The following is a 25,700-nucleotide window of genomic DNA, read 5'->3' on the forward strand; positions in this document are numbered from 1 at the left end:
ACTAAGATTAAAATTCATTTAAAATGGCAAAGGAAACTTTTGATCGTTCCAAACCGCACTTAAATATTGGTACTATTGGACACGTAGATCACGGTAAAACTACATTAACTGCTGCTATTACTACGGTATTAGCAAATGCAGGGCTTTCTGAATTGAGAAGTTTCGATTCTATCGATAACGCTCCTGAGGAAAAAGAAAGAGGTATTACTATTAACACATCGCATGTTGAGTATCAAACTGCAAATCGTCACTATGCACACGTTGACTGTCCTGGTCACGCGGATTATGTAAAAAACATGGTTACAGGTGCAGCGCAGATGGATGGTGCTATTCTTGTTGTTGCGGCAACTGATGGTCCTATGCCACAAACTCGTGAGCACATTCTTTTAGGTCGCCAGGTTGGTATTCCTAGAATTGTTGTTTTCATGAATAAAGTTGACATGGTTGACGATGAGGAGCTTTTAGAGCTTGTTGAAATGGAAATCAGAGAATTGTTATCATTTTATGAGTATGATGGTGATAATGGACCTGTTATCGCTGGTTCTGCTCTTGGTGCACTTAATGGTGAGCAAAAATGGGTAGATACAGTTATGGAATTAATGGCAGCTGTTGATGATTGGATCGAGCTTCCAAAAAGAGATGTTGATAAAGATTTCTTAATGCCTGTTGAAGATGTATTTACTATTACAGGTCGTGGTACTGTTGCAACTGGTCGTATTGAAACTGGTGTAGCTAATACTGGTGATGCGGTTGATATCATTGGTATGGGTGCTGAGAAGTTAGCTTCTACAGTAACTGGTGTTGAAATGTTTCGTAAAATATTAGATAGAGGTGAAGCTGGTGATAACGTTGGTATCTTGTTAAGAGGTATTGAGAAAACGGATATCAAAAGAGGTATGGTTATCTGTAAGCCAGGTTCTGTAACTCCACATGCTAAATTTGAAGCTGAGGTTTACATCCTTAAAAAAGAAGAAGGTGGTCGTCATACACCATTCCATAACAACTATCGTCCGCAGTTCTATGTTAGAACTACAGATGTAACTGGTACTATTAATTTGCCAAGTGGTGTTGAGATGGTTATGCCAGGTGACAACCTTACTATAATTGTTGATTTGCTTCAGCCTATCGCATTAAGCGTTGGTCTTCGTTTTGCTATCCGTGAAGGTGGTAGAACAGTAGGTGCTGGTCAGGTTACTAAGATTTTAGATTAAGATTATATAAGATAGTTTATATTAAGGGTGTCCGCCGCAAGGCGGATACCTTTCAATGTAAATAAATACGGGTGTAGCTCAGTTGGTAGAGCACTGGTCTCCAAAACCAGGTGTCGGGAGTTCGAGTCTCTCCTCCCGTGCAAAAACCCAAAGTGGTTGTTTGGATGTTTTTCTTTAAGTTTTTGAGGAAAAATTTCAAATTAAAAAAAATATTAAAACACTAGATATGTTCACCTATATTAAAGAGTCTATAGACGAATTAAAGAATAATGTTACTTTGCCTCCAAAGGCGGAGTCAACTAATTTAATGGTTGTAGTAGCTGTTTTTTCTATAATTTTCGCTTTGGCTACATGGGGTGTTGATTCGCTTTTTGCTAAATTGGTGAAATTGTATTTTAATAACATATTAAACTAAAAGTCACTATGTCTGAAGTGTTAGAGAAAAAATGGTATGTAGTTAGAGCTGTCAGTGGCCAAGAGAATAAAATTAAAGGCTATATTGAAAGCGAAGTAGAACGTCATGGTTTTTCTGATTATTTAGAGGATGTTTTAGTGCCGACTGAAAAAGTTGTGCAAATAAGAAACGGAAAGAAGATAAATAAAGAGCGTGTTTATTTTCCGGGTTATATTATGATTAAGGCAAATTTGGCCGGTGAAATGATTCACATCATAAGGTCTATTACAAACGTTATTGGTTTTTTAGGTGAAACAAAAGGAGGGGATCCTGTTCCGCTAAGAAAAACAGAAGTTAATAGAATGCTTGGTAAGGTTGATGAGTTAGCAGTTAGTACAGATGCAGTAGCAATACCGTTTGTGTTTGGTGAAACTGTTAAGGTAATAGACGGACCATTTAACGGTTTTAATGGAACTGTTGAAAAAATTAATGAAGAAAAACGTAAGCTTGAGGTAATGGTTAAGATTTTCGGAAGAAAAACACCATTAGAATTAAGTTACATGCAAGTAGAAAAAATATAAGGCCATTTATAGTAAATGGTTAAAAATAATTGTTACATAGTTATAAGTTGTGTTGCTTCCAATAACACAATTTGAATTTAATTTAAAACAATGGCAAAAGAAGTAGGTAAAGTAGTTAAACTACAAGTTAGGGGAGGTGCAGCGAATCCATCGCCACCGGTTGGACCCGCCTTAGGTGCTGCTGGTGTTAACATTATGGAATTCTGTAAGCAGTTTAATGCGCGTACACAGGATAAACCAGGTAAAGTTTTACCAGTTGTTATCACGGTTTACAAAGACAAGTCATTTGACTTTCTAGTAAAAACACCGCCAGCGGCAGTTCAACTTTTGGAAGCAGCTAAGATTAAAAAAGGATCTGGCGAACCTAACCGAGTAAAAAATGGAAGTGTTTCCTGGGATCAGGTTAAAACTATAGCTGAAGATAAAATGGTAGACTTAAATGCGTTTACTGTAGAGTCAGCTATGAGCATGATTGCGGGTACTGCAAGGTCAATGGGCCTTAAAGTAGCAGGAAAAAGACCTTTTTAAAATCTTATAAAGCAATTTAAATGGCAAAGTTGACAAAAAAGCAAAAAGAGGCGCAGTCTAAAATCGAGAAAGATAAACTTTACTCGATTGAGGAGGCTTCAGCTTTGGTAAAAGAAATTACCAATGCGAAGTTTGATGCGTCTGTTGATATTGCGGTTCGTTTAGGAGTAGATCCTAGAAAAGCGGATCAAATGGTTCGTGGTGTTGTTACACTACCGAACGGAACTGGTAAAGATGTCAAAGTATTGGCGTTGGTTACACCTGATAAAGAAGCAGAAGCTACTGAAGCTGGAGCTGATTTTGTTGGATTAGATGAGTATTTGGATAAAATTAAGGGCGGTTGGACAGATGTTGATGTTATCATCACAATGCCAAGTGTTATGGGTAAATTAGGACCATTGGGACGTGTTTTAGGACCAAGAGGTTTAATGCCAAATCCAAAAACTGGAACGGTTACTATGGATGTTGCTAAAGCAGTATCTGAAGTTAAAGCCGGTAAAATTGATTTCAAAGTGGATAAGACAGGTATTGTGCATGCAGCTATAGGAAAGGCTTCTTTCTCAGCAGATAAAATTGCTGGTAATGCTATAGAGCTTCTTGAAACTTTAAATAAATTGAAACCATCTTCGGCAAAAGGTATTTACATGAAAAGTATTTTTATGTCTAGTACAATGAGCCCAAGTATTCAATTAGATCCTAAGACAGTATAACTGATAGTCAAATAATTTAATCATGACAAAAGAAGAAAAAGGAGTCGTAATAGAAGATTTGACAAAGCAGTTAGCTGAAAGTTCGATTATATATCTTGCCGATATTTCAGGTTTAGATGCTCAAACAACCTCTGATTTAAGAAGAGCTTGTTTTAAATCGAATATACAACTGTCTGTAGTCAAAAATACACTTCTAGCGAAAGCTATGGATGCTGCTGAAAAGGATTTTGGCGAGCTTCCAGATGTATTGAAAGGAAACACTTCACTGATGTTCTCTGAAGTTGGTAATGGTCCAGCTAAGGTGATAAAGAATTTCAGAAAGAAATCCGAAAAACCCTTATTAAAAGGTGCTTTTATTGAAGAAGCTATTTATGTAGGGGATGATATGTTAGATACTCTTGCAAGTATCAAATCTAAAGAAGAAATGATTGGAGAAATCATTGGATTGTTACAATCTCCAGCTAAGAATGTTATCTCTGGACTTAAATCTAGTGGTGGTAAACTTGCAGGTATTCTTAAGACATTATCAGAACGATAATTTGCGCACTAAAAACAATTATATTTTAAAATTTTATTAAACGATAGAAAAATGGCAGATTTAAAAGATTTCGCAGAACAGTTGGTTAACTTAACCGTAAAAGAGGTTAATGAATTGGCTGATATATTAAAAGAAGAGTATGGTATCGAGCCTGCTGCTGCAGCTGTAGCTGTTGCTGCTGGTGGTGGTGCTGAAGGTGGCGAAGCTGCTGAAGAAAAATCAGAATTTGACGTAATTTTGAAAGCAGCTGGTGCTTCTAAATTAGCTGTTGTTAAATTGGTGAAAGAATTAACAGGTCTTGGCTTAAAAGATGCTAAAGATATCGTTGATAGTGCACCAAAAGCAGTTAAAGAAGGTGTAGCTAAAGATGAAGCTGAAGGTATCAAAAAATCTTTAGAAGAAGCAGGAGCAGAAGTTGAGCTTAAGTAATAGCGACAACTAATAGCACATTATTGGTTTAGGTCTTTCCATGATTTTGGATAGACCTAAATCTATTTATAAGTATTACATCTACGCAAAGTAGATTACCAATTAATATTCACGATCAAAATTTTATCATAGATGTTGACAAAACAGACTGAAAGAATAAATTTTGCATCCGCTAAGAACACTCCGGAATATCCGGATTTCTTAGACATTCAGATTAAATCATTTCAAGACTTCTTTCAACTTGAAACAAAATCTGACGAAAGGGGCAATGAAGGATTATATAATACCTTCATGGAAAACTTCCCGATTACGGACACTAGAAATCAGTTCGTACTCGAATTTTTAGACTACTTTATAGATCCTCCAAGATACTCAATTCAAGAATGTATTGAGCGTGGATTGACACATAGCGTTCCATTGAAGGCTAGATTAAAGTTGTACTGTACAGACGAAGAACATGAAGATTTCGAAACTATTGTACAAGATGTATATTTAGGTACTATACCTTATATGACACCTAGTGGTACTTTCGTTATCAATGGTGCTGAACGTGTGGTAGTATCGCAGTTGCATAGGTCTCCAGGGGTTTTCTTTGGACAATCATTCCATGCAAATGGAACTAAATTATATTCTGCAAGAGTAATACCTTTTAAAGGTTCTTGGATAGAATTTGCTACGGATATCAATGGTGTAATGTTTGCATACATTGACCGTAAGAAAAAATTACCAGTAACAACACTTTTCAGAGCTATTGGTTTTGAAAGAGATAAGGATATTTTGGAAATCTTCGATTTATCAGAAGAAATTAAAGTATCTAATGCCGGATTGAAAAAAGTCTTAGGTCGTAAATTAGCGGCACGTGTTTTAAATACTTGGCACGAAGATTTTGTTGATGAAGATACAGGTGAAGTTGTCTCAATTGAAAGAAATGAAATCGTACTTGATCGTGATACGATTTTAGAAAAAGAACATATTGAACAAATAATCGAAGCTGATGTAAAATCAGTTCTTCTGCATAAAGATAATAATGGACAATCGGATTATTCGATTATTCATAATACATTACAAAAGGATCCAACGAACTCAGAAAAAGAGGCCGTTGAACATATTTATCGTCAATTACGTAACGCTGAGCCGCCCGATGAGGAAACTGCTCGTGGTATTATAGATAAATTATTCTTTTCTGATCAACGTTACAACTTAGGTGAAGTTGGCCGTTATAGAATGAATAAGAAATTACAATTGGATATTGGAATGGACAAGCAAGTCTTGACCAAAGAAGATATCATCACAATTATTAAATATTTGATTGAACTTATCAATTCTAAAGCAGAAATTGATGATATTGATCACCTTTCTAACCGTCGTGTTCGTACTGTTGGAGAACAACTTTCATCTCAGTTTGGTGTAGGTCTTGCTCGTATGGCGAGAACTATTCGTGAACGCATGAATGTACGTGATAATGAGGTGTTTACACCTATTGACTTAATTAATGCTAAGACATTGTCTTCAGTAATTAATTCATTCTTTGGTACTAACCAGTTATCTCAGTTTATGGATCAAACAAATCCATTAGCAGAAATAACACATAAAAGAAGATTGTCTGCCCTTGGGCCAGGTGGTCTTTCTCGTGAAAGAGCTGGTTTCGAAGTACGTGATGTTCACTATACACACTACGGAAGATTATGTCCAATTGAAACTCCTGAAGGTCCGAATATTGGTTTGATTTCTTCATTAGCAGTATTTGCTAAGGTGAATCCAATGGGCTTTTTAGAAACACCTTATCGTTCTGTAAAGAATGGGAATGTGGATACTGAAAATTTCAGATATTTAAGTGCTGAAGAGGAAGAAGGAATGAAAATTGCTCAGGCAAATATTCCTTTAAAAGACAATGGTGATATTAAAAATGATAAGGTAATTGCTCGTGAAGAGGGTGATTTCCCAGTAGTTGATCCTAATGAGATTAATTATACTGATGTTGCACCAAATCAAATTGCATCTATTTCTGCATCCTTAATTCCATTCTTGGAACATGATGATGCAAACCGTGCTTTGATGGGCTCTAACATGATGCGTCAAGCTGTTCCATTATTACGTCCACAATCTCCAATTGTTGGTACTGGTTTGGAAAGACAAGTTGCATCTGACTCTAGAGTTTTAATAAATGCTGAAGGCGATGGTACAATTGAGTATGTAGATTCTCAGAAAATTACTATTAAGTATGATAGAACTGATGCAGAGCGCTTAATTAGCTTTGAAGATGATTCTAAAACGTATCAGCTAGTTAAGTTTAGAAAAACTAACCAAGGAACTAGCATTAACTTGAAGCCTATTGTAAGAAGAGGTGATAAAGTAAAAAAAGGTCAAGTTCTTTGTGAAGGTTATGCAACTGAAAAAGGTGAATTGGCGTTAGGTAGAAACTTAACGGTTGCGTTTATGCCTTGGAAGGGTTATAACTTTGAAGATGCAATTGTAATCTCAGAAAAAGTTGTACGTGAAGATATCTTTACTTCTATACATGTTGATGAGTATTCTCTTGAAGTGCGAGATACGAAATTAGGTGCAGAAGAATTAACTCATGATATTCCTAATGTTTCTGAAGAGGCAACAAAGGATCTTGATGAGAATGGTATGATTCGCATTGGTGCGGAAGTAAAACCTGGTGATATTTTAATTGGTAAGATTACTCCAAAAGGAGAATCTGATCCAACTCCGGAAGAAAAATTACTTCGTGCAATATTTGGTGATAAAGCTGGTGACGTTAAAGATGCTTCTTTAAAAGCTTCGCCATCACTTAGAGGTGTTGTTATTGAGAAGAAATTGTTTTCTCGTTCTGTAAAAGATAAAAGAAGACGTTCTGAAGATAAAGAAGAATTGAACAAGCTTGAGCTTGAATATGAAGTTAAGTTCCAAGAGCTTAAAGATATATTGCTTGATAAATTATTTACATTGGTAGGTGGTAAAACATCGCAAGGTGTAATGAATGATCTAGGTGAAGAGGTTCTTCCAAAAGGAAAGAAGTATACTCAGAAAATGCTTAACTCAGTTGATGATTATGCGCATTTAGTTGGTGGAAGTTGGACTACAGATAAGTCGACTAACTCTGCTGTTGCTGATTTACTTCACAACTACAAGATTAAGTTGAATGACCTTCAAGGAAATTTAAGAAGAGATAAGTTTACAATATCGGTAGGTGATGAATTACCTGCAGGTATTATGAAATTAGCTAAGGTTTATGTAGCTAAAAAACGTAAACTTAAAGTAGGTGATAAAATGGCGGGCCGTCACGGAAACAAAGGTATAGTTTCAAGAATTGTACGTCATGAAGATATGCCATTCTTAGAGGACGGAACTCCTGTTGATATTGTATTGAATCCACTTGGTGTACCTTCTCGTATGAACATCGGACAGATATATGAAACTGTTTTAGGTTGGGCAGGTTTAAAACTTGGAAAGAAGTTTGGAACTCCAATTTTTGATGGTGCTACCTTAGATCAAATCAATGGTTACACAGATGAAGCTGGTATTCCAAGATTTGGTCATACATATCTTTTTGATGGTGGAACTGGTCAGCGTTTTGATCAACCTGCAACGGTTGGTGTTATTTACATGTTGAAATTAGGACACATGGTAGATGATAAAATGCACGCTCGTTCTATTGGTCCTTATTCATTGATTACACAGCAACCACTTGGTGGTAAAGCACAATTTGGTGGTCAACGTTTTGGGGAAATGGAAGTATGGGCACTTGAAGCATATGGTGCTTCTGCTACATTACGTGAAATATTGACTGTGAAGTCAGATGATGTAATTGGTAGAGCTAAGACCTACGAATCAATCGTAAAAGGTGAAACAATGCCAGAACCCGGTTTACCGGAATCTTTCAACGTATTAATGCACGAACTTAAAGGTTTGGGCTTAGATATTAGATTGGAAGAATAGTTTTAGAACACACATTATAATTTAGTAGCATAGTATATTATGGCTAGAATAAACGATAATACCCCTCAAAAGAGGTTTGATAAAATTTCTATAGGCTTGGCATCACCAGAAGCAATTTTGGCAGAGTCAAGAGGAGAAGTTCTTAAACCTGAGACCATTAACTATAGAACTCATAAGCCTGAACGTGATGGTTTATTTTGTGAGCGCATCTTTGGCCCTGTAAAGGATTACGAATGTGCTTGTGGAAAATATAAGCGTATCAGATATCGAGGAATTGTTTGTGATCGATGTGGGGTAGAGGTAACTGAAAAGAAAGTAAGAAGAGATAGAGTAGGGCATATTAATTTGGTTGTCCCTGTAGCTCATATTTGGTACTTCCGTTCATTACCAAATAAAATTGGATATCTACTTGGATTACCATCCAAGAAATTAGATATGATTATCTATTATGAAAGATATGTAGTAATTCAACCAGGTATTGCAAAAGGTCCTGAAGGTGAAGAAGTTCAAAAAATGGATTTCCTTACTGAAGAAGAGTACCTAAATATCTTGGAAACAATTCCACCTGAAAATCAATATCTTGAGGATACAGATCCAAACAAATTCATCGCTAAGATGGGTGCAGAATGTTTGATTGATCTTTTAGCACGTATTGATTTAAAGGATTTATCTTATCAATTGCGTCACAAAGCAAATACAGAAACGTCAAAACAACGTAAAACAGAAGCTTTAAAAAGACTTCAGGTTGTTGAAGCTTTGCGCGAATCTCAAGATAATAGAGATAACAGACCTGAGTGGATGATAATGAAAGTGGTGCCTGTTATACCACCTGAATTACGTCCTTTAGTGCCATTGGATGGTGGTCGTTTCGCAACATCAGATTTAAATGATTTATACCGAAGAGTAATTATTCGTAACAATCGTTTAAAAAGATTAGTTGAAATTAAAGCTCCAGAAGTAATTCTTAGAAATGAGAAACGTATGCTTCAAGAAGCAGTAGATTCTCTTTTCGATAATACGAGAAAAGCCTCTGCAGTTAAAACTGAATCTAACAGACCTTTAAAATCACTTTCTGATTCATTAAAAGGTAAACAAGGTCGTTTCCGTCAGAACTTATTGGGTAAACGTGTTGATTATTCTGCTCGTTCAGTAATTGTTGTTGGACCGGAATTGAAGTTGTTTGAATGCGGTCTTCCAAAAGATATGGCTGCTGAATTATACAAACCTTTTGTAATTCGTAAGTTGATTGAAAGAGGTATTGTAAAGACCGTAAAATCAGCTAAGAAAATAATAGATAAAAAAGAGCCTGTTGTTTGGGATATTCTTGAAAATGTTTTGAAAGGTCATCCAGTTCTATTGAACAGGGCCCCAACATTACACCGTTTGGGTATTCAAGCATTCCAACCTAAATTAATTGAAGGTAAAGCGATACGTTTACATCCATTAGTATGTACTGCATTTAACGCGGATTTCGATGGGGATCAGATGGCTGTTCACTTACCTTTAGGACCGGAAGCTATATTGGAGGCACAGTTATTAATGCTTGCTTCTCATAATATTCTAAACCCTGCAAATGGTTCACCTATAACAGTTCCATCTCAGGATATGGTGCTTGGTCTATATTATATGACTAAGGAAAGAAAATCCACACCTGAAGTGCCTATTAAAGGTGAAGGCTTAACTTTCTATTCTTATGAAGAAGTAGAAATTGCTTTTAATGAAGGAATGGTTAGCCTTAATGCAGGTATTAAAGTTCGCGCTAAAGATTTTAATGAAGAAGGAGAACTTGTAAATCAGATTATAGCTACTACAGTTGGTAGAGTGCTTTTTAACATGGAAGTACCTGAAAAAGCAGGTTTTGTTAACAAAGTGTTGAACAAGAAATCATTACGTGATATTATTGGTCAAATTTTGGCAGTTACTGATGTTCCAACAACTGCTGCTTTCTTAGATAAGATAAAAACTATGGGTTATGAGTTTGCCTTTAAAGGTGGACTTTCATTTAGCCTTGGTGATATTATTATTCCACAAGAGAAGCATGAAATGATTGCTGAAGCTAATGGACAAGTTGATGGTATTATGACCAATTATAATATGGGTCTTATTACTAACAATGAACGTTACAATCAGGTTATTGATGTTTGGACTTCTACCAATGCGATGCTTACTGAATTAGCTATGAAGCGAATTCGAGAAGATCAGCAAGGGTTTAATTCGGTGTACATGATGCTTGATTCTGGTGCGAGGGGTTCAAAGGAACAAATTCGACAGTTAACAGGTATGCGTGGTTTGATGGCTAAGCCTAAGAAATCTACTGCTGGTGGTGGTGAAATTATTGAAAACCCAATTTTATCTAACTTTAAAGAAGGTCTTTCAATTCTTGAATACTTTATTTCTACTCACGGTGCACGTAAAGGTCTTGCAGATACAGCTTTAAAAACAGCAGATGCTGGATATTTAACACGTCGATTGGTTGATGTATCACAAGATGTAATTGTGAATATCGAAGATTGTGGTACATTGAGAGGAATTGAAGTGTCTCCATTAAAGAAAAATGAAGAAGTAGTTGAAACTCTAGGTGAAAGAATTTTAGGTAGAGTATCGCTACATGATGTATATAATCCTGTGACTGAAGAATTGCTTTTAAAAGCAGGTGAGCAAATTATGGAAGCTGATGCGAAACGTGTTGAAGCATCTCCAATAGATAAAGTTGAAGTACGCTCTGCACTTACTTGTGAAGCTCCAAAAGGTATTTGTTCTAAGTGCTACGGTAGAAACCTTTCAACCAATAAAATGGTTCAAAGAGGTGAAGCTGTTGGTGTTGTAGCTGCTCAGTCAATTGGTGAGCCAGGTACACAATTAACATTGCGTACATTCCACGTGGGTGGTATTGCAGGTAACATTTCCGAAGAAAACAAGTTAATTGCTAAATTCGAAGGTGTTGCTGAAATTGAGGACCTTAGACTTGTTAAAAGTGAAGATGCTGAAGGAAATACAATTGACGTTGTAATCTCAAGAACATCTGAAATAAAGATTGTTGATACTAAAACTGGTATTACTTTAAGTACGAATAACATACCTTATGGTTCTCAGATATTTGTGAAGAACGGAGCTAAAATTAAAGCTGATGATGTAATATGTCAGTGGGATCCATATAACGGTGTAATCGTTTCTGAATTCCCTGGTAAAATTGCTTATGAGAATATTGATCAAGGTGTAACTTATCAAGTTGAGATTGATGAGCAAACTGGTTTCCAAGAAAAAGTTATTTCGGAATCTAGAAATAAAAAGTTAATTCCAACTTTATTGATTCAGGATAGTAAAGGAGAAACATTAAGATCGTATAACCTTCCTGTTGGATCGCACATCATGGTTGATGACGGTGAGAAAATTAAAGAAGGTAAGATTTTGGTTAAGATTCCACGTAAATCTGCAAAAGCGGGTGATATTACTGGTGGTCTTCCTAGAGTTACTGAGCTATTTGAAGCGCGTAACCCTTCTAATCCTGCTGTTGTTTCTGAAATTGACGGAGTTGTTTCTTTTGGAAAAATCAAAAGAGGTAATCGTGAGATAATAATTGAATCTAAATTAGGTGAGGTTAAGAAATATCTAGTTAAACTTTCTAATCAAATCTTAGTACAAGAAAATGATTATGTTCGTGCTGGTATGCCATTATCTGATGGTTCAATTACTCCAGAGGATATCTTAGCAATAAAAGGCCCATCTGCTGTTCAACAATACTTGGTAAATGAAGTTCAAGAAGTTTACCGACTACAAGGTGTAAAGATTAATGATAAGCACTTTGAAGTTGTTGTGAGACAAATGATGCGTAAAGTTCGAATTCAAGATTCAGGTGATACCGTATTCTTAGAAAACCAACTTGTACATAAGTCAGATTTCATTACTGAGAATGATGAGATTTTTGGTAAAAAGGTTGTTGAAGAAGCTGGAGAATCTGAAAATCTTAAGGCTGGTCAAATAATTACCGCTAGAGAACTTCGTGATGAAAATTCTATTCTTAAAAGAGCTGATAAGGCTATCGTATCTGCAAGAGATGCTGTTGCCGCTACAGCCACACCAATCTTACAAGGTATTACTAGAGCTTCGCTTCAAACGAAATCGTTTATTTCTGCTGCGTCGTTCCAGGAAACTACTAAAGTGTTAAATGAAGCTGCTGTAAGTGGTAAGATTGATACATTAGAAGGCTTGAAAGAAAATGTAATTGTTGGACATAAAATTCCAGCGGGTACAGGTATGCGAAATTATGATAATATCATAGTAGGCTCTAAAGAAGAATACGATGAAATTATGGCGCGAAAAGAAGCTTTGAAATTCTAAATTACTTTAACCCTCGATTTAATAATCGAGGGTTATTTTTTATAAATATATTCCCATTTCAATAATTCAGTAGCATGAGCGATAACGAAAAGAAAGGACAGAAGCAGATTAATATTGAACTCGATGAAAAAATAGCAGAAGGCACTTATTCTAACCTTGCTATCATAAATCATTCAGTTTCGGAATTTGTGGTTGATTTTATTAGTATGATGCCAGGTGCACCAAAAGCTAAAGTTAAAAGTAGAATCGTTTTAACACCACAACATGCTAAGAAATTTTTGAAAGCTTTAAATGACAATGTTAATCGTTTCGAGAAAGCTCATGGCACTATTAAAGATTATGAACAGCCTGCAATTCCTCTGAATTTTGGTCCAACAGGTGAGGCATAAAAAAAGCGATGAAATTTTAATTTCATCGCTTTTTTTATTTTGGAAAAACTCTACTACTCAAACTCTGAAGTAAAATGCAATTTTACTGACGGATATTTTTGTTGTGTCATTTGCAATGAAAATTGAGAATCAGCTAAAAAAACCAATTGACCGCGTTTATCTTTAGCTAAGAATTTTTGCTTTACGCGCTTAAACTCTTTAAATTCTTCGTTCTTAGGTTCATCAGGATCTACCCAACAAGCTTTGTATACTGGAAAATTTTCATAGGTACATTTTGCACCATATTCATGTTCTAATCTATATTGTATAACCTCAAATTGTAGTGCTCCAACTGTTCCGACTACTTTTCTGCCATTCATTTCTAATGTAAAAAGTTGTGCAACACCTTCATCCATTAATTGATCTATACCTTTATAAAGTTGTTTAGACTTCATAGGATCGGCATTGTTAATATATCTAAAGTGTTCGGGTGAGAAACTGGGTATTCCTTTGTAATTTAATTGTTCGCCTTCAGTTAAAGTGTCACCTATTTTAAAATGACCTGTATCATGCAGACCTACAATATCTCCGGGATAAGAAATATCTACTATTTCTTTTTTCTCAGCGAAAAACGCATTGGGACTTGAAAATTTTAATTTTTTGTCTTGTCGAACATGAAGATAAGGTTTGTTTCGTTCAAATGTTCCTGATACCACTTTTACAAAGGCAAGTCTATCGCGGTGTTTTGGATCCATGTTCGCATGTATTTTAAAAACAAACCCAGTCATCTCTTTTTCATTAGCCATTACTAGTCTTTCCTCTGCTTTTTTAGCTAATGGGGCGGGAGCGATATCAACAAAACAATCCAGTAATTCGCGAACTCCAAAATTGTTAAGTGCGGAACCAAAAAACACCGGTTGTTGTTTTGCATTTAAATAATCTTCTTTATTAAATGCGGGATAAACCCCATTCACCAACTCCAAGTTTTCACGCAATTCTTCTGCTGCTTTTGTGCCAATAATTTTTTCTAATTCAGCATTTTCTAGATTGTCAAAAGCAATTGTTTCTTCAATATTCTTCTTATTATCTCCACTAAACAAATTTATGTTTTTCTCATAAAGATTATAAATACCTTTAAAGTCATAACCCATGCCAATTGGAAAACTTAATGGTGTTACATTTAAACCTAATTTTTGTTCAACTTCATCAAGTAAATCAAATGCATCCTTACCCTCTCTATCCAATTTGTTTATAAAAACAATCATTGGAATATTTCGCATTCTACATACCTCTACCAACTTCTCTGTTTGATCCTCAACTCCTTTGGCTACATCAATTACTACAATTACACTATCTACAGCAGTTAATGTTCTAAAGGTATCTTCTGCAAAATCTTTGTGACCTGGTGTATCTAGAATATTGATTTTTTTATCTCTATAAATAAATGCTAAAACAGATGTCGCTACAGAAATTCCACGTTGTCTTTCAATTTCCATGAAATCACTTGTGGCTGTCTTTTTAATCTTATTGTTTTTAACTGCACCAGCTTCCTGTATAGCACCACCAAAAAGTAAAAGTTTCTCAGTTAATGTAGTTTTACCCGCATCAGGGTGAGATATAATACCAAATGTTCTCCTTCTTGCTATTTCTCCTTTGAAATCCATCCTAAAAATTTCCCCAAAAATAGTTTAAATAAAGGGTTTTTACTCATTTATTGAAGTCATAACATTTTGTTTTTTTTTAATTGCTTTTAAGACAATATCACCAAAATACAATCGTTTTTATCAAGAATAGATGAGAATTTCGATAAACTGCAGGTTTCAACGATTTGCATTAAAAATAAAATCTAAATCACATGGTTTATCGTAATTATTTTATCTTAAATAGCTGAAATATTGTTGTTTATCGAATAAAAGGGTTTTTGATAGATAAATAAGAATATCAAGATTGAAAAGAATTTGATGATCAAATTTTTCGGTATATCTTGCATGTTATTACAAGTCGTCCCAAACGTCTTACTTAATTATTTTCCTGCATTGCCATGGGATAAGTTTAATAGAAAACTATCTTTATGGACAAGAAAACTACCCCTCGTTTTAACAAAAAAGCAACTACTTTTTTTACATTGTTATTGGCTTTTGTTTTATTCGGAATAACTTCTTCGGAAGCTTATACTGTTATAGATAAAGCTTTGGTTATTCAAACTGCGACTGATACAGATGGTGATGGTGTACCTGATGTTACTGATTTGGATGATGATAATGATGGTATATTAGATTCAGATGAATGTTCAACTTTAGAATTAAAAGAAGTATTTATTACTGATTTTGGTTTTCCAGAAGGAATACGTGATGGTAGTCTTTCAGCATCAGATATAGATTTAAGTTCAAAATGGGGACTTCCAGCAGGTAGTGTAATAGTTACTGTTACGGGAGTAAGCACAAGTTCAACTGGACCTTTCTTTTCAGTTGAAGATAATTTACCAGTTACCTTTTATATTTCAGGAACTACCCCTGTTAGTGTTGTTGCAAGACATTCACCAAATTTAGCGGCCCTAAGTAAAGACGGTATAGTGGCATTGGATGGTACTATATACGATCAAACTACAACTTTACCAACAGGAATTGTTGAAGGTAATGTGGGTAATGATTACTACGTTGAAAACGTAACTAATAGTGGTATTGATGAGCCTGAAAGAGCTACATGGGTATCGCAATCTACAGTAACTGAAATTCAATTTTATACAAATTCAAATCATATTCAAAACGGTATACGCTTGTCTTTACAGCCAAATGCTTGCCCAGATACTGATGGTGATGGAACTCCAGATAATTTAGATATTGATGCTGATAATGATGGAATTCCAGATAATGTTGAAGCTCAGTCAACTGATGGTTATATTCCGCCATCTGGTATTGATGTTGATAACGATGGTCTTGATGATGCATATGAAGGTTCTGGAAATGAAGGATTAACTCCTGTTAATACAGATGGTACAGACACTCCAGATTATATCGATTTAGATAGTGATAATGATATGGTGCCAGATAATAATGAAGGAAACGACTTCAATTTTGATGGCATTCCAGATCAAACTTATACAGGTATTGATACCGATGGTGATGGTCTTGATGACGGTTACGAGGGTAGCGATGTAAATGATGGTTATGATATTAATGATGAAATAGATGATCCTGCTAATGATCTGCCAGATACTGACGGCACGGAAGATGTAAATTATAGAGATTTGGATGATGATGGTGATGGTATAGAAACTCCAGATGAAGATGCTAATAATGATGGAGATCCAACAAACGATGATACAGATGGTGATGGTACACCAGACTATCTAGATCCAGTAAATGACAATGGTCCAGATACTGATGGAGATGGAGTACCTGATGCTACTGATTTAGATGATGATAATGACGGTATATTGGATACAGTTGAAGACTCTAATATTGATAGTGATAATGATCCATTGACAAATCCTGATGATACGGATGCTGATGGCATTCCAAATCATTTAGATATTGATGCAGATAATGATGGTATTCCTGATAATGTTGAAGCCCAGACTACAGAAGGTTATATTGCTCCGAATGAAGATGATGCGGCTACCTATGAAGCTAATGATGGATTGAATAGTGCTTATTTACCAGATGGAATTATACCGGTAAATCATGATAAAATTGACACTCCTGATTATATCGATTTAGATAGTGATAACGATTTGGTGCCTGATAATAATGAAGGAAATGATTTTAATTTTGATGGAATTCCTGATCAAACCTACACTGGTGTAGATACAGATGGTGATGGTCTTGATGATGGCTATGAAGGAAGTGATATAAATGACGGATTCGATGTAAATGATGAAATTGATGATCCTGCCAATGATTTACCAGACACTGACGGTACAGAAGATGTGAATTATAGAGATATTGATGATGATGGTGATGGAATAGAAACACCTGATGAAGATGCAAATGAGGATGGGGATCCAACAAATGATGATACTGATGGTGATGGAACACCGGACTATTTAGATCCAATTAATGATGATAGTCCAGATACCGATGGTGATGGAGTACCGGATAATACTGATTTAGATGATGATAACGATGGTATATTAGATACTGTTGAAGATCCTAATACAGATGGTGATAATGATCCAATGACAAATCCATTGGATAGTGATGGTGATGGTATCCCAAACCATTTAGATATTGATGCCGATAATGATGGTCTTCCTGATAATGTGGAAGGGCAAACAACAGAAGGTTATATAGTTCCTAATGAAGATGATGCGGCTACTTATGAAGCAAACAATGGTTTAAATAGTGCTTACTTGCCAGATGGTATAACACCAAATAATCATGATGGTACGGATACTCCAGATTATATTGATTTGGATAGCGATAATGATTGGGTGCCAGATAACAATGAAGGCAATGATTTTAATTTTGATGGTATTCCTGATCAATCTTATTTGGGAACAGATGCTGATGGCGATGGTCTTGATGATGGGTATGAAGGAAGTAACATTAATGATGGTTTTGATGTTAATGATGAGATAAATGATCCGGCAAATGATTTGCCAGATACTGATGGTACAGAAGATGTAAATTATAGAGATATTGATGATGATGGTGATGGTATTGATACACCGTCTGAAGATGCTGATGGTGATGGAAACCCAACTGATGATGACTCTAATGGCGATGGAATACCAGATTATTTAGATCCAAAGCCGTCTAATACTGATATCATTGTTATGCAAATGGTTACTCCAAATGGTGATGGTAAGAATGAATTTTTATGGATTGAGAATGTGGATCTTGCATTAGATAATCAGCTTAGAATATTTAACAGATGGGGTATTGCCGTATATGAAGGTGAGAACTACAATAATCAGAACAATGTTTTTGATGGTAGATCGAAAGGTAGATCGACAGTGAGCTCGGGTGAATATTTACCAGCAGGTGTATATTTTTATATCTTTGAGTACAATACGGCAAATGAGAACGATATAACCAATAGTGGATATATTTATATAAGCGAATAATTTATTACTGACTTATGATAGTAAAAAAGAGTTTCCTCGCATCCTTATTTTTATTGTTGATTTTTTGGGAGACATCAAATGCGCAACAAGATGCGCAGTATACCCAATATATGTTCAATACAATGAGTGTAAACCCGGCATATGCAGGGTCGAGAGGGCAATTTAGTGCAGCAGCATTACATAGATCTCAATGGGTAGGTTTAGAGGGCGGTCCAGTAACTCAGACTCTAAATTTACATTCGCCTATTCGAAATAGTAATTTAGGCTATGGTGTATCTATTGTAAACGATAAAATTGGTGAAGGAGTAGTTCAAGAAACATATTTTGATGCTGTTTTATCTTATACTATTGATGTTTCTTTAGATGGAAAACTATCTTTTGGTTTAAAAGCTGGTGGAAATTTATTGAACTTAGACTTTGAAGGTTTACGACAGCGTGATGATGAGAATTTTCGTGAATCAATAAATACCGATGACATACAGAATAAGTTTTCACCTAATTTTGGTTTAGGAGTTTATTATCACACAAATACATTCTATGCTGGTCTTTCGGCGCCTAACTTATTAGAAACAGAGCATTTTGACCGTTCAGGTACAGATGACAATGCTGTAGATTTTCTCGCTAAAGAACGCATGAACTTCTATCTAATAACGGGTTATGTTTTTGATTTAAACAACAATTTTAAATTTAAGCCAGCTCTCTTAACAAAAGTTGTTAGTGGAGCACCTCTTCAAGTAGACGTATCTGCGAACTTTTTATTTAATGATAAATTTAATTTCGGAGCAGCCTATCGATGGGATGCTGCAGTGAGTGCCATTGCTGGTTTTCAAATAACAGATCAATTTATGCTTGGTTTGGCATATGACCGAGAAACCACTGAATTGGGTGGAACGCAGTTTAACGATGGGTCTTTTGAAGTGTTTCTGAGATTTGAGTTGCTCAAATCATTCCAGAAACTAGTATCACCACGATTCTTCTAAAATCGGGAACAATGAATAGAAAAATTACACAATTAGTTACGTTTTTAGTCCTGTTCATAAACTTTGCAGGGCATAGTCAAGAACGCTTATTGAATAAGGCGGCAATTGATTATGACGCCTATTCTTTTAAGCCTGCAATAGATATCTATAAAAGGGTTATGGATAAAGGTTATGTTTCGGCAGAATTGCTTAAAAAATTAGGTAATTCGTATTACTACAATGCAGATTATGTTGACGCGGCTGAAACTTATAAGAAATTAATTGAAACTTATTCAAATGATATAGGTCCTGAGCATTATTTTAGATATGCACAATGTTTGAAATCTATCGGTGAATATGATGCTTCCAATGCTATGATGGCTAAATTTACTGAGTTAACTTCCGAAGATAATCGAGCGACTATGTATCAGAATGATAAAGATTATATAGCCGATATAAAACGTAATTCTGGGAGATATAATGTAGGACCATTTGAATATAATTCACCTTATTCAGAATTTGCACCTGCATTTTATAAAGAAGGATTAATATTTTCTTCAGATAGGGATACAGGTAATTTAGCACGTTACAGACATACTTGGAACTCTAAAGACTTTTTAGATTTATATAAAGTAAATGCCGATAGTGTTTCTGATAATACAGTTACTAAACTTAGTAAAGAAGTAAATACAAGATTACATGAATCTACGTCAGTTACCACAAAAGATGGTAATACCATGTATTTTACTAGAAATAATTTTAAGGGAGGAAAATATGTAAAGGATGAAAATGGTGTAATAAGACTAAAAATATTTAAAGCTACCCTTAAAGAAGATGTTTGGCAAGATATCGAAGAACTTTCATTTAATAGCGACTCGTATTCTGTAGCACATCCAGTGTTAAGTCCAGATGAAAAAACAATGTATTTTGCATCTGATATGACAGGAAGTTTAGGTGAATCTGATATTTTCAAAGTCACCATAAATGATGATGGTACTTTTGGAACACCAATCAATTTAGGCAATACCATTAATACGGAAGCTAGAGAAACTTTCCCATTTGTTACAAGTGAAGAGATTCTTTATTTTTCTTCTGATGGGCACCCTGGTTTAGGTGGTTTGGATGTTTTCGGAACTAAAATAGCAGATGCAAAGTACGATGGAGCTATATTAAATGTAGGAGAGCCTGTAAACGGTAAAATGGATGATTTTACCTTTATTATTGATGAAACATCTAAGAAAGGTTATTTCGCTTCAAACAGACAAGAAGGTCGTGGTGCCGATGATATATATAGTTTCACTGAAACTAAACCTCTTGTTTTTGATTGTCAACAAGACATCACGGGTACCGTAAGGGATAAGATTTCTAATGAAGTTCTTGTAGGTGCAACGGTAAAGGTGATTGATGAAAATAACGAAGAAATTTTATCCACTATTACCGATTCGGAAGGCAAGTATTCATTGTCTTTAGATTGTAACCAAGGTAATTTTGTAAGAGCACAAATACAAGGATATGTACCTTCAGAAGAGTATATTGGTAAATCTGATGGAAAACCTAAGATTATAGATTTCTATTTAGAACGTGATACTATTACTGCAGGGTTTGGGGATGATTTGGCTAAATTATTACAGCTTAGTACTATTTATTTCGATTTCGATAAATATAATATTAGAAAAGACTCTGAAATTGAAGTTGAAAAAGTAATTGCTGCAATGGAGAAATATCCTAGCTTAAAAATTAAAGTAAATTCCCATACTGATAGTAGAGGTAAAGATTCCTATAACTTGTGGTTGTCGCAAAAGAGAGCAGAATCTACCGTTAATTATATGGTGGCAAAGGGTATTGAAAAAACTCGACTTGAAGGTGAAGGTTTTGGCGAAACTAAATTAGTAAATGATTGTGCTAATGGTGTTAAATGTTCTGCTAAAAATCACGAACTAAATAGAAGATCAGAATTTATTATTATCGAATAATCAAAAAGAAAATAGATTTATAAAAACGGCCAATAGGCCGTTTTTTTTGTTTAAAGTTGGTTTGTTCTTTTTTTTATAATATCCTTTGTAGGATTTATCCTTATTTTAAAGGGTTTTTCAGTGGATTAGTAGTTGGTGGAAATAGTAATAAATTATGGGATACTTCACCATTTATCCACTTTATGTTACTTTTTACCCTGTTCACAACATAAATTTTCTCATGGTGTAGGTATGGCTAATTTTGTAAGGCCCAGAATGCTGTTCTTAGGTGCGGTCTACAGGAGATTGATGATTATGATCAACTTCTCGATAAATTAATATTATGCATATCGGCAAATTATACATAGCTCTTTTTATTGTTTTTTTCGGATGCATATTTATTGCTTCAGGACAAACTACTTTTACAGAGAGTGCTACGGCCTATGGACTTAATTTGACTGGTAATAAAGATGGTGGGCATGCATGGGCTGATTACGATTTAGATGGCGATTTTGATTTGGTAGTTAATACTAACGGAAGTGGTTTTTTATTGCGTAATGATGGAGGTAGTTTTACTGATTTAACAGCAACTTTGGCTCCAGATTTCTCAAATGGAACATTAGAAAGAACAGCACTTTTTGTTGATTTTAACAATGACGGTTATCCTGATATTTTTAGAAATGACGATGCTACTGTAAAAATTTATCTTCAAGATCCTGCTACACACAGATTTGGAAATGGAACTGGTGGCACAGTTCCTAATCAAACTTTTAATTCAGGTAATATTGCCGATGGTTTTAATGTTGAAGGTGCGGGAGCTTTGGATTTTGATGGTGATGGTGATCTAGATATATTTATTGATAACCATAATTTTGGTATTGACATTCTAGAGAATGATGGAACTGGTAATTTTACACATGCGACTCCAAAATCAGCTAGTCCTAATCCTCCTTACGATGTAAATGACCCAACTACTTGGCCTTTAGGTCTTGTACAAGATGCGACAGATGGTGACTATGGCTCAGCTACAGATTTTAATAATGATGGATGGGTAGATGTAGTAGTTAGAAAGCAAGATCAAGTTGATTTGTTTACCAATATCGGAGGTTCTTTTATAGATGGTGTAAATATAGATCAAGCTAGAAACAATAATAAAGGGGCAGTGGGATTTTATGATTTTGATAATGATGGTGATTTTGATTTATTTTGGACAGAAAATGGAGATAATCAAATACATAGAAATAATGGGGACGGTACTTGGACGCCTCTAGGAGCAGCAACTGGTATTCCTGTAAGTTATGCAGGACCTATAGAAGGGCTAGCTTGTGGTGATGTTGACAATGATGGCGATATAGATATTTTTTTAGCGAATAGTGGTAATGGTGGTTCACAAACAAGTAAGTTATTTTTAAATCAGATTAATGACGGTGGCGGAGCGATGTCTTTTGTTGATTCCGGATTAACTTTTGGAAATAATAGTGAAGGATCAACATTTATTGATGTGGATACAGATGGTGATTTGGACTTGTATGTAAATAGAAATGGCACGAATTACCTTTATAGAAATAACTTAAACGCTTCCAATCGAGCTAATCACTTATTTATTAATGTCATTGAAGATAGAGATGCTTTTGGATTAATAAATACCGAGCAGCGATTTGGAGTGGGGGCTACCGCTAAAATTTTAGATTGTGATGGAAATGTTATATCTGGAATTCGTGAGGTAAATGGAGGTTCAGGTCATGGAACTCAAGAACCCGGCATTATTCATTTTGGACTACCAAGTGGTCCTGATACTCCAATTGTAGTAGAAGTAGCTTATCCTAGAACAACCAGTGGACGAGTAATAGTTCGGAAACAACTTACTCCTTCAGATTTTAATAATGGAAATGTCAACCTTTTAGATATTTTTCCTGATTCAGCGAACTTGCCTCCTGTGGCATTTGATGACTATTTAACAGTAAGTGAAAATGGGTCAGGAAGTCTTAATCCATTGGTAGATAATGGATCTGGCTTAGATTCTGATCCAGAAAGCCAACCATTAGAAGTATTATCAATTACACAACCTCCAAATGGTACTGCAGTATTAAACGGAGATGGTACTGTTACTTATACACCTTCAGTTGGTTTTTTTGGTAAGGACTCATTCACTTATGTTTTGCGGGATAATGCAAATTGTACTTTTACTAGCGAACAGGATACGGGTACAATACACATCACAGTTCTTGTGGATACCGATGATGATGGCCTTGATGATACAGTGGATTTAGATGATGATAACGACGGAATTTTAGATGTCATTGAGCATCCCAAAACTGTATTGTGGGTTAAAAACGGTTCACTTTCTTCTGACCAACAAAATGTTATTGATAAATTAACTAATCTTGGTTATACGGTGACCGTTGCAAATCATAATAATTCGCAAGATGCCAATAATTTTGAAGTTACTTATATTCATCCATCTGTAAGTAGTGGTACTGCATTAGGAAATATTGCAAATATAACAACTACAACTAATGGTGTCATCACTAGTGAGAATGCATTATTTGATGATATTATGGGAACTACTGGGGCTACTGGTAATGCAACAACAAGTATAATTAATATTACCAATAATTTACATCCGATAACTAATGGGTTATCCTTGGGTAACTTAGATATAGGTAGCGGTGATTTTTATGTGCAAAACATCACTTCAGGAACACATTTAGGAGAACACCCAAATGGAACTACAAATTTGGTAGCTTGGGAAATTGGGGATGCCATGGATACGGGTATTGCTCCCGGTAGAAGAGTCGCAGCCCCACATACTAGTCATGATGGAGGGTTAAATACTAACGGAGAGGATTTATTGGTAAATGCGATACTTTGGACGTGGGCATTGGATTCAGATGGTGATGGAATTTATGATGATTTGGACTTGGATAGTGATAATGATGGAATTCCTGATAATGTTGAGGCTCAAACAACACTTGGATATACTCCCCCAATCAATGATAGCTCAGCAACCTATACTGCGAATAATGGTGTGAATTCTGCTTATTTGGGAGGATTGACACCAATAAATACGGATAGTTTAGATGAACCTGATTACTTAGATTTAAATTCTGATAATGAAGGTAATAATGATACCACGGAAGCTGGCATATCTTTAGCAGGAGTTGACTCTGATAATGATGGTCTGGATGATAATATGGATACTTCGGTAGGTTATTCTGATCCAGGAGGAACTATTGATAATCCGTTATCTGCTCCCCAATACCTTTTAGATTCGGATAATGATGCAAATTCAGGCGGAGATGTTGATTTTCGTGATGCAATTGATGATAGACCAGATAATGATAATGATGGAATTGTTGATGTTGATGATAGTGATGATGATAATGATGGAATTTTAGATAGGGATGAAGGTTGCGGAAATTTAGTAGTTAATGGTAATTTTGAAGCTCAAGATTTTTCTGATGCAACAGAATTTCCAAACGGATATACCGAGCAGGCAGGAACATTTATTGGAAATTCACCTAATAACAACCCATTAACCGGTTGGACATATACTCAAAATTTAGACGGTTGGGTTGGTGGAGAAAGTATGTCATGGTCTCCTCAAGATTTTGCAGAAGCTCATAGTGGCGCACAATATATAGATGTAATTGGAAATAATGCAGTATCAGGCGGGTTAAATAATGTGCTGACACAGGTTATTAATACAGAGCCTGGTGAATCATATACCTTTACTTTTTATTGGGGTGAAGATGTAGGTCATAGAAATGGTAATCCGGTAATACTTGATGTTGATGTAATAGATTCGAGTAATAATTCTCTTTTAAGTCAAACTTTAACTACAACGGCTCAGGGTATTGTTAATAATATTGTTGGACCACAAAGATGGTTCTATTTTGAACAAACATTTGTAGCCACAACCGCAAATACAACTTTACAATTTGAATCAACGCCTAATGGCACAGCTAATGGTACCGCTTTAGATTATGTTTCTGTTATAAAAAATAGTGCTTGTATCGATACCGATTTAGATGGTGTTATAGATGCATTTGATTTAGATAGTGACAATGATGGAATCTATGATGCAGTAGAAGCAGGACATAATCAAGGGCATACGAATGGAATAGTCAATGGAAATGTTGGTTTGGATGGAGTGCCAGATGCTGTTCAGGATACTCCAAACGGTGAATTGGTAAATTATACAATTGCAGATTCTGATAGTGATAATACCATTGATTCACAAGAATTTGATGCCGATAATGATGGCTGTAACGATGCTGATGAAGGATATGGTCTGGTCGGGACTGATGTAGATTCAAATGGAAAATATGGCAGTGGTTTACCTGCTATTGATGAAAGAGGAAGGGTCAGTGCTGCTTCTTATCCAGTACCTAATGATGGTAATAATAACAGTATATATGATTTTAGAGAAGCCATAGTGGCTCCTGTTATTACTGATGAGCCAGTAGATCGCGAAATATGCCCAACAGAAGGAACAACATTTGTGGTAGTTGCTACTAATTCTAATACATATCAGTGGCAATTATTTAATGGCAGTACTTGGGATAATCTATCAGATGGAGGAATTCATTCCGGTACCACTTCTGCGACTCTTACTGTAACTAATGCTAATTTAGTTGATGATGGAAATGAGTATCGTGTTATTGTTTCCAATTCAGCCT

The 25,700-nt window shown here is 35.4% G+C and carries 15 protein-coding genes and 1 tRNA gene; 15 read left to right on the forward strand and 1 reads right to left on the reverse strand.

Translation table 11 applies throughout. The annotated features are described in order from the left end of the window. The first annotated feature begins 23 nt into the window (after positions 1–23). From tuf to ABJF52_RS16245, 11 genes are all read left to right on the forward strand, one after another. Positions 24–1,211 carry an elongation factor Tu gene (tuf, locus tag ABJF52_RS16195; RefSeq protein ID WP_348152599.1) on the forward strand — a complete coding sequence of 396 codons (1,188 nt, stop codon included), beginning with the start codon at positions 24–26 and terminating at the stop codon, positions 1,209–1,211. 67 nt (positions 1,212–1,278) lie between these two features. After that, a tRNA-Trp gene (locus tag ABJF52_RS16200) sits at positions 1,279–1,351 on the forward strand. An 86-nt stretch (positions 1,352–1,437) separates the two neighbouring features. After that, positions 1,438–1,626 (forward strand): preprotein translocase subunit SecE, encoded by a 189-nt coding sequence (gene secE / locus ABJF52_RS16205; RefSeq protein WP_348152602.1) that lies wholly within the window; start codon positions 1,438–1,440, stop codon positions 1,624–1,626. 8 nt (positions 1,627–1,634) lie between these two features. Beyond that, a complete protein-coding gene (nusG, locus tag ABJF52_RS16210) occupies positions 1,635–2,186 on the forward strand; it encodes a transcription termination/antitermination protein NusG (protein ID WP_348152605.1) in 552 nt (183 codons plus the stop codon). A gap of 90 nt (positions 2,187–2,276) precedes the next feature. Beyond that, complete coding sequence (gene rplK, locus ABJF52_RS16215; protein WP_348152608.1) at positions 2,277–2,714, forward strand: 50S ribosomal protein L11; 438 nt, start codon at positions 2,277–2,279, stop codon at positions 2,712–2,714. A gap of 20 nt (positions 2,715–2,734) precedes the next feature. Continuing rightward, positions 2,735–3,424 carry a 50S ribosomal protein L1 gene (rplA, locus tag ABJF52_RS16220; RefSeq protein ID WP_348152611.1) on the forward strand — a complete coding sequence of 230 codons (690 nt, stop codon included), beginning with the start codon at positions 2,735–2,737 and terminating at the stop codon, positions 3,422–3,424. Positions 3,425–3,446: 22 nt separating this feature from the next. Then, positions 3,447–3,962, forward strand: a complete 516-nt coding sequence (gene rplJ, locus ABJF52_RS16225) for a 50S ribosomal protein L10 (RefSeq protein WP_348152614.1) — start codon at positions 3,447–3,449, stop codon at positions 3,960–3,962. Between the two features lie 51 nt (positions 3,963–4,013). Beyond that, positions 4,014–4,391 carry a 50S ribosomal protein L7/L12 gene (gene rplL, locus ABJF52_RS16230; protein WP_348152617.1) on the forward strand — a complete coding sequence of 126 codons (378 nt, stop codon included), beginning with the start codon at positions 4,014–4,016 and terminating at the stop codon, positions 4,389–4,391. Positions 4,392–4,523: 132 nt separating this feature from the next. After that, a complete protein-coding gene (gene rpoB, locus ABJF52_RS16235) occupies positions 4,524–8,333 on the forward strand; it encodes a DNA-directed RNA polymerase subunit beta (RefSeq protein ID WP_348152620.1) in 3,810 nt (1,269 codons plus the stop codon). 39 nt (positions 8,334–8,372) lie between these two features. Beyond that, positions 8,373–12,671: a DNA-directed RNA polymerase subunit beta' gene (gene rpoC, locus ABJF52_RS16240; protein WP_348152622.1), complete on the forward strand. Its 4,299-nt coding sequence runs from the start codon at positions 8,373–8,375 to the stop codon at positions 12,669–12,671. A 74-nt stretch (positions 12,672–12,745) separates the two neighbouring features. Then, positions 12,746–13,060 carry a DUF3467 domain-containing protein gene (locus tag ABJF52_RS16245; protein ID WP_348152625.1) on the forward strand — a complete coding sequence of 105 codons (315 nt, stop codon included), beginning with the start codon at positions 12,746–12,748 and terminating at the stop codon, positions 13,058–13,060. Positions 13,061–13,113: 53 nt separating this feature from the next. On the opposite strand, the gene ABJF52_RS16250 is transcribed toward ABJF52_RS16245, so the two are convergent. Then, a complete protein-coding gene (locus ABJF52_RS16250) occupies positions 13,114–14,703 on the reverse strand; it encodes a peptide chain release factor 3 (RefSeq protein ID WP_348152628.1) in 1,590 nt (529 codons plus the stop codon). 407 nt (positions 14,704–15,110) lie between these two features. Between ABJF52_RS16250 and ABJF52_RS16255 the strand changes: the two genes are divergently transcribed. From ABJF52_RS16255 to ABJF52_RS16270, 4 genes are all read left to right on the forward strand, one after another. Further along, positions 15,111–18,107 (forward strand): gliding motility-associated C-terminal domain-containing protein, encoded by a 2,997-nt coding sequence (locus ABJF52_RS16255; protein ID WP_348152630.1) that lies wholly within the window; start codon positions 15,111–15,113, stop codon positions 18,105–18,107. 14 nt (positions 18,108–18,121) lie between these two features. After that, positions 18,122–19,087 (forward strand): type IX secretion system membrane protein PorP/SprF, encoded by a 966-nt coding sequence (locus ABJF52_RS16260; protein WP_348152633.1) that lies wholly within the window; start codon positions 18,122–18,124, stop codon positions 19,085–19,087. An 11-nt stretch (positions 19,088–19,098) separates the two neighbouring features. Then, positions 19,099–21,039, forward strand: a complete 1,941-nt coding sequence (locus ABJF52_RS16265; protein WP_348152636.1) for an OmpA family protein — start codon at positions 19,099–19,101, stop codon at positions 21,037–21,039. A gap of 322 nt (positions 21,040–21,361) precedes the next feature. Then, positions 21,362–25,700: FG-GAP-like repeat-containing protein (locus tag ABJF52_RS16270; RefSeq protein WP_348152639.1), on the forward strand; the 4,339-nt coding region annotated here is incomplete at its 3' end.

The sequence above is a fragment of the Aurantibacter sp. genome (assembly GCF_039941195.1).
Lineage (GTDB): Bacteria > Bacteroidota > Bacteroidia > Flavobacteriales > Flavobacteriaceae > Aurantibacter_A.